General features: G+C 59.5%; 13 protein-coding genes. 9 read left to right on the top strand and 4 right to left on the bottom strand.

Annotation, left to right across the window (positions count from 1 at the left end; all coding sequences use genetic code 11):
* Positions 1-218: 218 nt before the first annotated feature.
* Together gfa and ASE60_RS19585 are read left to right on the top strand one after the other, a co-directional pair.
* Entirely contained in the window at positions 219-794 is a 576-nt protein-coding gene (gene gfa, locus ASE60_RS19590) for an S-(hydroxymethyl)glutathione synthase (RefSeq protein ID WP_057252223.1), read from the top strand.
* Between the two features lie 56 nt (positions 795-850).
* The gene (locus ASE60_RS19585; protein ID WP_057252222.1) at positions 851-2,299 is read left to right on the top strand and encodes an FAD-binding oxidoreductase; all 1,449 of its coding nucleotides are present in this window, start codon (positions 851-853) and stop codon (positions 2,297-2,299) included.
* A 32-nt stretch (positions 2,300-2,331) separates the two neighbouring features.
* On the opposite strand, the gene ASE60_RS19580 is transcribed toward ASE60_RS19585, so the two are convergent.
* Entirely contained in the window at positions 2,332-3,225 is an 894-nt protein-coding gene (locus tag ASE60_RS19580) for a LysR substrate-binding domain-containing protein (protein ID WP_082615941.1), read from the bottom strand.
* Between the two features lie 142 nt (positions 3,226-3,367).
* Between ASE60_RS19580 and ASE60_RS19575 the strand changes: the two genes are divergently transcribed.
* A complete protein-coding gene (locus ASE60_RS19575; protein ID WP_057252220.1) occupies positions 3,368-4,711 on the top strand; it encodes an FAD-binding oxidoreductase in 1,344 nt (447 codons plus the stop codon).
* 240 nt (positions 4,712-4,951) lie between these two features.
* The gene (locus ASE60_RS19570; protein WP_200964192.1) at positions 4,952-5,254 is read left to right on the top strand and encodes a hypothetical protein; all 303 of its coding nucleotides are present in this window, start codon (positions 4,952-4,954) and stop codon (positions 5,252-5,254) included.
* A 306-nt stretch (positions 5,255-5,560) separates the two neighbouring features.
* On the opposite strand, the gene ASE60_RS19565 is transcribed toward ASE60_RS19570, so the two are convergent.
* Together ASE60_RS19565 and ASE60_RS19560 are read right to left on the bottom strand one after the other, a co-directional pair.
* The gene (locus ASE60_RS19565; RefSeq protein WP_057252218.1) at positions 5,561-6,070 is read right to left on the bottom strand and encodes an Hsp20/alpha crystallin family protein; all 510 of its coding nucleotides are present in this window, start codon (positions 6,068-6,070) and stop codon (positions 5,561-5,563) included.
* Positions 6,071-6,169: 99 nt separating this feature from the next.
* Positions 6,170-6,631, bottom strand: coding sequence for an Hsp20 family protein (locus ASE60_RS19560; protein WP_057252217.1), 462 nt, complete (start codon positions 6,629-6,631; stop codon positions 6,170-6,172).
* 360 nt (positions 6,632-6,991) lie between these two features.
* Between ASE60_RS19560 and ASE60_RS19555 the strand changes: the two genes are divergently transcribed.
* The 4 genes from ASE60_RS19555 to ASE60_RS19535 all read left to right on the top strand — a co-directional run bounded on the left by ASE60_RS19555 (position 6,992) and on the right by ASE60_RS19535 (position 10,964).
* Positions 6,992-7,306, top strand: coding sequence for a co-chaperone GroES (locus ASE60_RS19555; protein ID WP_057252225.1), 315 nt, complete (start codon positions 6,992-6,994; stop codon positions 7,304-7,306).
* 55 nt (positions 7,307-7,361) lie between these two features.
* On the top strand, positions 7,362-8,990 hold the full coding sequence (gene groL / locus ASE60_RS19550; protein ID WP_057252216.1) for a chaperonin GroEL: 1,629 nt from the start codon (positions 7,362-7,364) through the stop codon (positions 8,988-8,990).
* Between the two features lie 522 nt (positions 8,991-9,512).
* Complete coding sequence (gene petA / locus ASE60_RS19540; RefSeq protein WP_057252224.1) at positions 9,513-10,076, top strand: ubiquinol-cytochrome c reductase iron-sulfur subunit; 564 nt, start codon at positions 9,513-9,515, stop codon at positions 10,074-10,076.
* Between the two features lie 642 nt (positions 10,077-10,718).
* A complete protein-coding gene (locus ASE60_RS19535; RefSeq protein WP_057252214.1) occupies positions 10,719-10,964 on the top strand; it encodes a hypothetical protein in 246 nt (81 codons plus the stop codon).
* Positions 10,965-11,366: 402 nt separating this feature from the next.
* On the opposite strand, the gene ASE60_RS35240 is transcribed toward ASE60_RS19535, so the two are convergent.
* Positions 11,367-11,525 (bottom strand): hypothetical protein, encoded by a 159-nt coding sequence (locus tag ASE60_RS35240; protein ID WP_192495797.1) that lies wholly within the window; start codon positions 11,523-11,525, stop codon positions 11,367-11,369.
* A 515-nt stretch (positions 11,526-12,040) separates the two neighbouring features.
* On the opposite strand from ASE60_RS35240, the gene ASE60_RS19520 reads away from it, so the two are divergent.
* A complete protein-coding gene (locus tag ASE60_RS19520; protein ID WP_057252211.1) occupies positions 12,041-12,262 on the top strand; it encodes a hypothetical protein in 222 nt (73 codons plus the stop codon).
* Positions 12,263-13,117: the final 855 nt, after the last annotated feature.

Here is a 13,117-nt window from a genome sequence, read left to right as displayed (position 1 = left end):
ATCGAGATCGATCCGATGATCACCCACACCTTGGCCCTCGAAGACATCAACAAGGGCTTCGAGCTGATGCATTCCGGCGAAAGCATCCGCAGCGTGGTGGTATACTGAGCGCGAGTTCAATACCGCTTTCAGACGGCAGTGCATTGATCGCACCGCGAGATTGACGGTGTTTGAGATCGGCCGGGCATCTCGCACCGGCTATGAAGGAGGAGAAGCCCATGCCGAGTATTGCAATACATCCATCGGTGGACAGCGGGTTCAAGGCGACGGACGCGGCCTTTGCCGGGGGTACGCTCGTCTGCAACTGCGCAAACAATCCGGTGAAAGTCCGTGTCAGGGGTGACATCGCTCACAACCACGCCTGCGGCTGCACCAAATGCTGGAAGCCCGACGGAGCTGTCTTCTCAGTCGTTGCCGTGGCGCCGACGGACAACGTTGAGGTGCTCGAAAACGGCGACAAGCTCTCGGTCATAGACCCGGCGGCACTCATTCAACGGCATGCCTGCAAGGATTGCGGCGTGCACATGTACGGTCCCGTCGAACGCGATCATGCCTTCAAGGGCCTGTCTTTCGTGCACCCTGAGCGTTTCCAGGAAGCGGGCTGGGCGAAGCCCGGCTTTGCCGCCTTCGTCTCCTCGATCATCGAGAGTGGCTATGATCCTGCTGGAATGGACGGCATGCGCGCCCGGTTACGCGAACTGGGCATTGAACCCTATGACTGTCTCAATCCGGTTCTGATGGATCTCATCGCCACCTGGACGGCGAAGAAAAGCGGTGCGCTCAAGTCAGCCTGAACGCTCTGCCGCAAGCATCTCAACATCTTCCGACATCCACCAGCAGGTCGCATCGTATGGATTGCCTAAAGCCCGAGTTCAAAGCCGAAATTCGCAGGATTGTCGGTGACGGAAATCTCAAGGACGGAGAGGCTCTTTCCTCGGTCGATCACGGCGTTGCACCGGAAAATCTCGGGGCCGGCGCCGTGGTCTTTCCAAGAACGACCGCGGAGGTTGCTGCAGTCGTTGAATGTTGCCTTGCCAACGGGGTCCCACTCGTCACCCATGGGGGACGAACAGGCCTCGTGGGCGGGGCGGTGTCCAAACCGGGGGAACTCGTGCTTTCGACTGCCCGTCTCAATCGCATCCTGCATATATCGCCAGTCGAGCGCGTTGCCGTGGTGGAAGCCGGCGTGACGCTGCAGGCGCTGCAGGAAACGGCCAGCGAGTACCGGCTTGAAACGGGGATCGATTTGCCGTCGCGCGGCTCGGCAACGATCGGGGGTATGGCGTCGACGAATGCCGGAGGTATTGCCGCCTTTCGCTACGGGGTCATGCGCCATCGCATTCTCGGCCTGGAGGCCGTGCTTGCGGATGGCTCGGTCTACTCAGACCTCACACGGGTCGTGAAAAACGCCGCCGGCTACGATCTGAAGCATCTTTTCGTGGGGGCTGAAGGCACACTCGGCATCATCACGCGCATCGCCGTCAAGCTTGAACCCCAACCGCTTGCCACCGCTACCGTGCTCTTCGGTCTACCGTCTGTGGACGCCGCGTTCGAGACGGTCCGCCGAGGGCTCGACGCGCAGTACGGTCATCTCCGCGCGGCAGAAGCGATCTGGAACGCCTATTTCCGCCTGACATCGGGCCATCATCGCTGGTCGGTCCCGGACTACAGCGCCGACCATCCAATAAACCTTCTGGTCTCGCTGGGCGGGCCCGAGGAAGGCGTGTTGCAAGCGGAACTGGGGCGCATTTACGAAGGTGTCATCGAGGATCATCCCGACGCTTCGGCCGTGATTGCCTCTTCGGTCGCACAGGAGGCGGATCTCTGGCGGCTGCGCGAAGACACCGACCTCATCTACCGAAAGCATCCGGGCGCGCCATCCTATGACGTCTCGGTCCCTCTTTCGGAAGTCGAAACCTATGTCGCTCGCTCCGTTGCCAGCCTGAAGCAGCTGGATTCGGCGTTTGACCCATATGTGTTTGGCCATCTTGCCGACGGAAATCTACACATCGTCCTCAACGCGGCGGGCAGTGAAGTGTCAGGTGAAAAGGCAAGAGCTGTCGAAGAGGTGCTCTACAGGGACATTGCCGCGATCGGTGGGTCATTCTCTGCCGAACATGGGATCGGCCTAAAGAGGATGGGCTCCCTATTGGTCAATTCAGACCCGGTGAAGATTTGCCTGATGCGACGGATCAAGAACACGCTCGACGCTGCGACGCTGCTGAATCCGGGAAAGGTGGTTCGCGCGGGCGCCGGTTTCGCGGGATGCTCCGAAGTGGGCGCCGCAGACCCGATCTAAGACAGCTCTACCGCATCAGCTTTACTTGCCCGTCATCGCGACAGATCGCGACGTGTAATGTCCGCCTGCTGCCTCAGCCATTCGCGCAGCAGAGAGAACCCCTTGAGACCGCTTGAGGTCTTGGGTGCAATGAGACTGTAGCCCATGCCGACGTCGAGTTGGACGGGGTGAGCCTGCAGCAGCAATCCGTCGTGAACCGCGGCATCGACAAGCGCGAGGTCGGCAAGCGCGAGGCCCTGCCCCTGTTGGGCGGCCGTCACTGCGAGATCCAGCGTGTCGAAGGTCAGATGGCGCGCACCTGTCAGGGATATCTGCGCCTTTTCAGCCCAGCGCTCCCAGGTCTCGTAGGTCCGGTCCATGTGCAGAAGCACAAGGCCATCGAAACTCTTCCGATCTTTGAGGTCGCCGAACAGCCCGGGCCGGCAGACCGGCGTCAATTGCTCTTCCCACAGGCGGTCTTCGGTAAGACCGGGCCATGGCCCGACCCCGTATTCGATCATTCCGTCGATCCCTTCGAGCTCGAAGTCGGGCCTTCGAACCCAGGCGGTATCGATATCGACGCGAACATGCGGATGCGCGTGGTAGAGGTCTGGAAGACGCGGCAGTAGCCAACGAATGGCAAGCGAAGGGTGGACGCGCAACGTCACGGTCTGTGGCTGCTGTGTCATCGCCTGATCCGCCTCGATCAGCAAGGCGATGAGCTGCTCGACGTAGGGCAGCAGCCGCCGCCCGGCATCGGTCAGGACAGCAAGCCGCGTGCTGCGCAGGAAAAGCGCGCTGCGAAAGTGATTTTCCAGTTGCAGGATCTGCCGGCTGATCGAGCTCTGGCTGATGTGGAGGATCTCGGAGGCCTGACTGAACGACGAGGTTCGCGCCACTGCCAGGAACGCCTGCAAGCCGCCAAGAGGGGGAAATCGTCTGGACATCTGCCGATCTCATTTATTCGTTTTCCAAATAAATCCGTCGCACAATGAGCATTGGATTGTCCAGCGACCGCTTGCGATAGTTGCTTCGTCGGTTGGCCACCAACCTCCCTTCAGCAGCGATAATCAGAACAAAAGGCTTGCCATGCGCATCATCCCTGAAACCGGCAATCGGCCGGAACCCTCTCCCTTTGCCTTGCCGCAGCGCGCCGATGTCGTGATCGTCGGCGCAGGCATCATGGGCTGCGCCACGGCCTATTATCTTGCCAAGCAGGGCATCAAGGCGGTCGTTCTCGACAAATCGCGGATCGCCGGACAGCAATCGACCCGTGCATGGGGCTTCGTGCGCCAGCAGGGGCGCGATCCATCGGAGATGCCACTTGCGATTGCGAGCAACCGCTTGTGGCTGGACTTGCAGGGAGAATTGCAAACGGATCTGGGGTGGAGGCAGGGCGGATGCCTTTATGTCGGCCACGACGCCAGGCAAATGGCGCATTATGAAGCCTGCCTGGAAACGTCCCGGCAACATGGAGTCGACACACGCCTCCTGTCGGCGAACGACGTGCGCGCGCTGTTACCGGGCTTCGAGGCAGTTCAAGTCGGTGGTCTTTACACGCCGAGCGACGGCCAGGCCGAGCCGCGTCTGGTGGCGCCGGCCTTTGCCCGCAAAGCCGCCGACCTCGGAGCAAGGTTCGTGGAGGGTTGCGGCCTGACCGGCATCGAGGTGGCTAGTGGCAAGGTCGTCGCCGCGCGAACCGAACGGGGTGAGATCCGAAGCGACCACATCATCTGCACCGCAGGTGCCGCAAGCTGGCGTGTCCTGCGTTCGCTCGGGATAGCTCTGCCGCAGCATCAGGTGCGCGGAACGGTCGCTCGGACCTCGTCGGGACCGGCTGTCAGCGCTGTTGCCTGCATCGGTGGGGGTATCGGCTGGCGCCAGCGCAGTGACGGCAGCTTCAACCTGGCCAACGACGCCCGTGTGGACGTCGATGTCACCCTTGGGCATCTGCGCGCGCTCGAGTGGTACATGGGGCCGCTGTTGCAGCATTACCGGTCTTTCAATTTCAAGCTCAACGGCGCTTTCCTCGACGATATCCGTCAACGCCTGCCGAAGTCGGAGACGCGAAAGAACGGCCACCCTGTCGGCGTTCGTGACCCCCTGCTTCCGGCCAATGATGCCGATATGCGTGCTTGTCTAGCCCGGCTGAAGAGGGCCCTCCCCTCTCAGCGAAACATTCAGATTGTCGAGCGGTGGGCTGGCGGCATAGACGTCCTGCCGGATGGCATACCGGTGCTGGACGCGCCGACCACGCCGAGCGGCTTGATGATCGCGACCGGCTTTTGCGGTCATGGTTTCGCATTGGGGCCGATCGTCGGCAAGACCTTGGCGGACTGGCTCACCACTGGCCAGCCGGGGATCAACCTGCATGACCTCCGCCTGTCGCGCTACGCCGAACGCGACGTCAAACCACCGCATTCGCTTTTCTGAAAAGTGATGTCATCAAAGGCATTTGCGCAATGAGCGATGCGGATCGTCAACAGCCAGATCGGGCCAGAACAGAAAGGTCACGGAAGCCTGAACTGAGCACGCCGATAAGCACCGCTCATGCCGGCATGATACCTACTTATTTGCGCCGCAGCATGTCGCAACATAGGCTTTCCTCATAGCCGGCAAGCAAGACGGGCACTGCGACGGGTACGTCAAATCTGTCTCCAGAGAGGAATTTCCATGTTCAGACAACGCATGTTTCTGGCAGCGACGACGCTTGCCTATGGTTCGGCGGCCGGCGCGGCGATCGCCACCGAACCGCTTTCGGTGATGAGTTTCGGCGGGGCTTATCAGGAAGCGCAGCGCAAGGCGGTGTTCAACGCCTATGCGGAAGAAACCGGTCGTCCGGTCTCCGAGCAGGAGTACGGTGGCGAGATCGCCAAGATCAAGGCGATGATCGACAGCGGCAACACGACGATCGACGTGGTCGATGTCGACGCGCCGACCCTGCTTCAAGCCTGCGACGATGAACCCCTACCCTAAAACCGGCGGGATGCACTTCAGTTAGGATCTCCCGGTTGTGCATCAATCGCTCGTGCGCTTAATCCCTCGCCGAGTGCTTGCTTCCGTCCGCCGCCTGCCGGAGTGTGCTTCGCCGCAATCGCGTTGAATGGCGGCATCGGATGACAACCATCTCGAAGGGGCCGAAACGCAACCTCCGTTTCACTGACCGCGAAGGCCCAGATGTGGCGCAAAGTAGACCTCTGGCTGGCTGGGTGCTCACTTGCTCCACGACGCGAATAACCAGCCGGGCACGTCCGCACCCGGCTGGCTTTATAGCGGTCGAGATTATTTGGTGCTGTCGATGGTGATCCGCTTGACGTTGGCTCGCGCCTTTTCTGTCTTCGGTAGTGTCACGGTGAGCAGACCGTTCTTGAAGTTTGCGGCGACCCTGCCCTCCTCGACCTGGCCGCCGAGGGACAGTCGCCGTTCGAAGCGCCCGTAGTAGCGTTCGCTGAACCGGCGATCCTTGTCCTCGGTTTCTGATTTGCTTTCGCCGCGAAGTGTCAGCATGCCGTCGTCCAACAGCACTTCGATGTCGTCTGGATCGATGCCCGGAACCTCCGCTAGCACACGGATCTCGTTGTCATTCTCCTCGATCTCCACGTGCGGCCACGAACCACGGAAGGGCGATGGCCCACCGAACGACGATGGCGGGGCGAAGCCGCGGAAGACTTCGTCGAACAGACGGTTGACATTGCGATGCAGCGACAGAAATGGATCCATCTCATCACCGCGATAGCTGCTCGGGAGCTGGCTGCTGCCACGGCTCCACGGGATCAGGTCACGTACATTCATGACTTCATCCTTTCTTCGGTTTCTTTGCCTCCTTTTGGGCGCAACTTCTTTCCTTCGGCGTTTCGGCAACTGGCGAGGGTCGAACAGCGAGCGCCCGTGCTAGGCTGCTTCGTCGCCTTCGATCTGCTTCGAAGCTGGCTTCGCCATCTCGGTGTGGATGGCGATCCGACGCGGTTTCATCTCCTCGGGTATTTCCTTCTTGAGATCGATGACGAGCAGGCCATTTTCGAGCTTTGCGCCCTCGACGATCACGTGATCGGCGAGCTCAAATTTGCGCGCAAACGGCCTTAGAGCGAGGCCGTGGTGGAGGTACTGTACCTCCTCATCCTCGGACTTCGCGCCGTTGACTACTAGCATGTTCGATTCATGGGTGATCGTCAGTTCGTGCTCTGCAAAACCCGCCACCGCGATGGCAATGCGGTATGCATCTTCGCCAAGTTTGGCGATGTTATAGGGTGGCCAGTTGTCAGCGTTGAGGCTGGCGTTTTCCAGCAGGTCGAAGAGGCGATCGAAGCCGACGCTCGACCTGTAGAAGGGGGAAAAGTCGGGGTTTGTTCTCATAGCTATATCCTCCGTAGAGCAACATAGGTACGAGGGAGCGCCAAGAAGCTTGGGCTCCCTGACTAGTGTCAACCCACTTGGGCGTCGACAAGAATAAGGTGGGGATCATGATGCCTTGCGTCAAGAGGCAGCCATACCCTCCAAACCGCCAGTGACGTGAAATACTCTCCTGAATTCAGGCTGTTAGCACTCAACAGGCTAGAGTGCTAAAAAATTTCTGGTCCTCTCTTGAAACTCAAAAAACAGGAACCAGATCGAAATGCGCGCGATGCCGAAAGGCTCGGCGTCCCGCGTCGGCTTCGCTCCGAATGCGGCGCGGAGCACTTGTTGAAAAATCTGGTTGTCGATGAGGAGAGCGAAATGACGTTCCGTCCCTTGCATGACCGTATCCTGGTTCGCCGCATCGGGGCCGAGGAAAAAACGGCCGGCGGTATCATCATCCCAGATACGGCAAAGGAAAAGCCACAGGAAGGTGAGGTCGTTGCCGCTGGCCCTGGTGCGCGCGATGAAAGCGGGCAGCTGCGACCGCTCGAAGTGAAAGTGGGTGATCGCGTCCTGTTCGGCAAATGGTCGGGCACCGAGATCAAGCTCAATGGCGAGGATGTCCTGATCATGAAGGAATCTGACGTGATGGGCGTAATGGAGGTCGACGCCGCAGCGAGAAATGCGGCGTAGCGCCGATTCGGACCTATGTCAGACAAGGAATGCTGACTGAGGAAGGAGTAGAAAAATGGCTGCCAAGGAAGTGAAATTTCATTCCGACGCCCGCGAAAGGATGCTGCGCGGCGTCGACATCCTCGCCAATGCCGTCAAGGTTACGCTCGGTCCGAAGGGCCGTAACGTGGTGATCGACAAGTCATACGGCGCGCCCCGCATCACCAAGGACGGCGTCACTGTCGCCAAGGAGATCGAGCTTGAGGACAAGTTCGAGAATATGGGCGCGCAAATGGTGCGGGAGGTTGCCTCGAAGACAAGCGACATCGCTGGTGACGGCACCACCACCGCAACCGTTCTCGCCCAGGCGATCGTCAAGGAAGGGGCGAAGGCCGTGGCGTCGGGCATGAACCCGATGGATCTCAAGCGCGGTATCGACAAAGCTGTCGAAGCTGTGGTCGAGGAACTGCGGCGGAACGCCCGCAAAGTCACCAGGAACGACGAGATCGCCCAGGTTGGCACCATCTCGGCCAATGGCGACACCGAGATTGGCCGCTTCCTCGCAGAAGCGATGGAAAAGGTCGGCAACGAAGGGGTGATCACCGTCGAGGAAGCCAAGACCGCGGTGACGGAGCTGGAAGTCGTCGAAGGTATGCAGTTCGATCGCGGTTATCTCTCGCCGTATTTCGTCACCAACCCGGATAAGATGCGGGTTGAGTTCGAGGAACCCTACATCCTGATCCACGAAAAGAAGCTATCGAACCTGCAGACATTGCTGCCGGTTCTCGAAGCGGTCGTTCAATCTGGAAAGCCGCTGCTGATTATCGCCGAGGATGTCGAAGGCGAGGCGCTGGCGACGCTTGTTGTCAACAAGCTGCGCGGCGGCCTGAAGGTGGCTGCCGTCAAAGCGCCGGGCTTCGGCGACCGCCGCAAAGCGATGCTGGAGGACATCGCGATCCTCACTGGCGGAACTGCGATCTCTGAAGATCTGGGCATCAAGCTCGAGAACGTGACCCTCAATATGCTTGGCCGCGCCAAGAAGGTCGTCGTCGAGAAGGAAAACACGACGATCGTCGATGGCGCTGGCTCGAAGACAGAGATTGAGGGCCGCGTTTCGCAGATCAAGGCGCAGATCGAGGAAACCACGTCGGACTACGATCGCGAGAAGTTGCAGGAGCGGCTGGCCAAGCTTGCCGGCGGCGTCGCCGTCATCCGCGTCGGCGGCTCAACCGAGGTTGAGGTGAAGGAACGCAAGGACCGCGTCGACGACGCCATGCATGCCACGCGGGCGGCCGTCGAGGAGGGCGTGTTGCCCGGCGGAGGCGTCGCTTTGCTGAGGGCCGTCAAGGCACTGGACAACACGCAGACCGAGAATGCCGACCAGAGGCACGGCATCGACCTTGTTCGCCGCGCGATCGAGGCGCCGGTGCGCCAGATCGCCGAGAACGCGGGTGCCGAAGGCTCGATCATTGTCGGCAAGCTGCGCGAGAAGACCGAATTTGGCTATGGCTGGAACGCGCAAACGAACGAGTTCGGTGATCTTTACGATCAGGGCGTGATCGACCCGGTCAAGGTCGTTCGCACCGCGCTGCAGGACGCCGCCTCGGTCGCCGGCCTGCTGATCACCACCGAGGCCATGGTCGCCGAGAAGCCGAAGACGGATGTACCGCTCCCGCCGATGCCGGCAGCCGGCATGGACTTCTGACTGCAATGATAGGTCCGCGCCCCCCACGGGGCGTGGGCTTTGGATAGACTTGTGAAGTAAGAGATGCTTTGCGCTTGAATCGGCGCGGCGTTTGTCGAACTGGTGCTGGTTTGGCAGGAGCCAAAATCGTGACTCCGGGGGGCTTTACCCAAGCCTCGCCCGTGCACCGAAGGAGGAACTTAAGAGTTCGGGCCCAAAAATGACCACGCGTTCGTCGAAATACGTTGGCGTATTCGCCTCACTCGTCCTCATACCTGCGCCGCTTCCCGCGGCGCGGCCGCAGTCGGCGATGTCGGCGGCAGAGGCTATATCCTCACCAATCATCACGTCGTCGCGGACGCCGACGAGATTGGGTAACTTTGAAGGACCGCCTGGGGTCACAAGTTCCGACGTTCCAATACTCACGATGGCGATGTAAAATTGTGAGCCATTCTTACATCTGGGCACCTCGGAGGTTGCCGGGAGAACTGCTTGTCTCCCCTATCCTCCAGGGCGAGCAAGGCTTGGCAGGGCCGCAGCATGATGGCTATGGATGAGACGCGAGAACCCACCCGACGCGATTTTCTCTATCTGGTGACAGCCATGTCAGGGGTAGTGGGTGTTGGGGCCGCCTCCTGGCCATTCATCGATCAGATGCGTCCTGACGCGTCGACGCGCGCGATGGCCTCTATCGAGGTGGACGTATCTACGCTCGTCGAGGGTATGTCACTGACCGTCAAATGGCGCGGTCGCCCGGTTTTCATTCGCAACCGCACCCAGAAGGAGATCGAGGCGGCAAGGGCGACCGCGCTTGACGATCTCAAGGACCCCTTGGCTCGGAATGCCAACCTTGCCGATGATCAGCACGCGACCGCTGTTGCCCGCTCTGCCGGGGAGGGGAAGGAGAAGTGGATCGTGATGATCGGGGTTTGCACGCATCTCGGCTGCGTACCTCTAGGGCAGGCGGGTGATTTCGGAGGCTGGTTCTGCCCGTGCCACGGATCGCACTATGATACTGCCGGTCGCGTCCGCAAGGGGCCCGCACCGGAGAACCTCGCGATCCCCCGCTTCGAGTTCATCTCCGAATCTGTTGTCCGGATCGGATAAGCCGCGCAAGGGCAACAATCGCGACCATCACGTTTGCCGAGTCGCAGATCCGGTTATTTCCGCGGGACGCCGCGACGGTTCTGTTGCCCCAAATCGCTGCACATCAGGGACAGGCTCGGGAAGGTCACTCAGGCGGCTAATACGTGATCGAACCACCAAGGGCAACGCCATTTTCACGACGGCTGGTTGGCTGCCCTTTGCGACTGGCCTCATGTCGGTATTCCTTCCTTATTCACTCGACTTTTTGTTGTGGCAGCCCTTGCCGTCGTTATCGGCATGGTTGCGCCTTCGTTCTGGACTCTGACTATCTTTGTTCCATCTAATTTTAGGGGTTTCTCATTGATCGACGTTGAAAAAGCAAGCGTGGCTTAGGACTGCGAGGTCAACGGCTCGACAAGTCGGCTCTCACCGTGACAGGCAGCAGATGTCCGTCCTTGTCGATTTCCGGGGAGCCCATCCGAGCCTCCGTTCACCACCGATGACGAGCGATATGGCAGATGGACGGCGTACACCGACAATGAGATCTCGCGACGACGGCCAACACTTATTTAGCCATATCCGACCACCCGTCCAGCAGGCTGAAATCACAAATCTCTCATGTACCGAGGATATGAGTGTTGCACGTCAACACATGGGGTACCGATGCGAGAAACGAAGCTTCGCGAGACCGAAACCATCTCCGAAACGATCAAGGAACTGGCAGTCCTGAGTATGAAGCCAAAGGCCCTGATTGAGGCCGTCAAGGCCAGGCACCCAAGTGCTTCGAAAAAGGACATTGCCCGAGCTGCGTTTCTCACCATCATTCTGTCTGCGGAGTATGCCTCAAAGGAAACCCAAGCCCTCCACGATCTTGCGAGCGAGACCTCGGATGGAGAAAGCTTTGGATGAGCGGGCGTCACCGGAAGCAAGAGAGCAACTTCCCTGGCTGGTGACTTGACTTGCGTGATCGGCAACATACCCATTGACCGAAGGGCGCAACCTCGCATCAGGCGATGGTGAAATATCCCTTTTGGACGGCGGTTGTCGCATCCATGCTTGCGCCGCGTTCATCTCCGATGAAACCGCGGACCGCTCTAAGGTCGCGGGCGTTCAGATGGAGTTCATACGTGGTCTCCGGCGCTTTCTTCCACTGCTGGCAGGAACGAGATGTTCTCACCGTCGCCGAGTAGAACCCCGGGGGTATACTCAGTCCGTCGATGTGAACGTCACTTTCCGCTATGAGACCTATAATCCTTCCTCGGCTCGGCAATATTTTAGACCCCTCGCGGTTCAGAACGGAGCGATGCTGCATTATTCGACGGCGCACCAGTCGCGGATATGTGAGATTGCGAACCGCATCTGAAGCCCGCGGTAGTCTACGACCAACTTATCCGCTTCCCGACGCATGAACTTGGCGACGTAGTTGCGAACCACACCCGCTTCGTCGACCACTTCAAACACGTATGTCATCGCCTGGCCCCCTAAAGATTGAGGGGTTATATTCCATTCTGCTTGAGTGAGACTTACGCCTACTGATTTCGCCGCCCATCTGGGCAGTTTCGCTCCGACGACCGCCATTGCCTCGGATCTCACCACCTTCTCGAGCTCTTCCCGGTGGTCTCTAAACGGCGTTTCGGCGGACGCCGATCCACGCGGCTGTCCAGAGTAGCCCTAATTGATTAGTTACTGTCCATAAAATCTTATTGATTTCGTGACGAGCAATTGCAATCATATACTTGAAATTGCGCACCAGAAAAGCACAAGTTAAAGATGAGATCGTGCTGGTTTTATTGCCGCGCAATTCCTCCATTTTCATTCGCGCGCATGGCTTGAACCTCCGTACAGGTGCGGAGGTTCAAGCGCATTGAGGGGCGGTGAATAGCAGTATCTTCGGGCCGTGGCCCAGCCTTAGAAAGCTCTTGATTTCACAGCTTGTGAGTCCGGCCAGAGTCCGCATAGGGTTCTTGTTCAGAGGGGCGGTGGCAATGTGGAAGACGGATTGGCCAAAATCGGCGGTGACCTCAGAAACGATTGTCGTGCTTCGCCGGATCTTGCGAGACTGGTGCGACGAGCGCGGTCATCGCGCCGATAGTCAGGAAGGTGGTCGAACTGCCAAATCTCTGATCGACTGGTATGAATTCGGCGTGACCGACGAAGACGAGCTGGCGAGGCTGATCCGCGACGACATCATTATTGCTGAAGCCTAAATCGTGGCTGCCACGCGGAGCACTGTTCAGGACCTTTTGATGGGAGTACTTGGCTGGACCGCATGGCATCAAGCCAGCAGGGACGGGAAGTTCCACTGGCGACGCTGGCGCAAAGGTGACTGGGAAATCCGCGAAATGACATCGGACGAGCAGGACGACGCCCTACGCGGCATCCAGCTGACGATCCGTTGTCCACCATACGCTCATATAGACCCGAGACAAGGATCAGCGCGAGCGACTAAAGTCCCTCATCGGGAATTGAAGCCACTGGGCGATAAAAGAAAAGGCCCCAGATCCGAAACGGGTAGAATCCAGGGCCTTCCATCTGAGCGTTCGACTTCACAGACGGCGCCATCTACGGCTGGACCGTCGCCGGTTTTCAAGCTCTAACACGTCAGAATTTTGCCGCTGCGCGCCCCGGGCCCTCGATCCGAGTCCGATCTCGGATCTTTGGGGGGTCATTGCCAGCGCTTCGCGGCTACATCGATGCCGCCCAGTCAGGATATCCTCCTATTCCTCGCCTTGAGTAGAATCAAACCCGCGGCCAGTCTTGTCGAGAGGCATGCGAACTCCGTCCTTACCACTCTCAACACGAGGCGGCGGGCGCACCCGGGGATAAGCTCCCCAACGTGCTTGCCGCCAGCGCTGGCCGGATACCGCGCATTGAGAACGACGGGTTTGTCTTCGACCCCGTCCAGCAGGGCCCGATCATAGGGGGGCCTTCCACTTCTAAGGGGCGCGAGCGTCTTGAGCTGTTCGGCGATCATCGCAACTGACGATCGTCGTGTTCACCTTGCGACAGCCGGATGTCCTGTAGGAATCGGAAGAGCGACCCCGCCAGGAAGCAGAGTGCCG

This window comes from Ensifer sp. Root278 (genome assembly GCF_001429285.1).
Classification (GTDB): domain Bacteria; phylum Pseudomonadota; class Alphaproteobacteria; order Rhizobiales; family Rhizobiaceae; genus Ensifer.
Note: the sequence above shows the minus strand (reverse complement) of the source record. Positions and strands in the feature narration are given on the sequence as shown.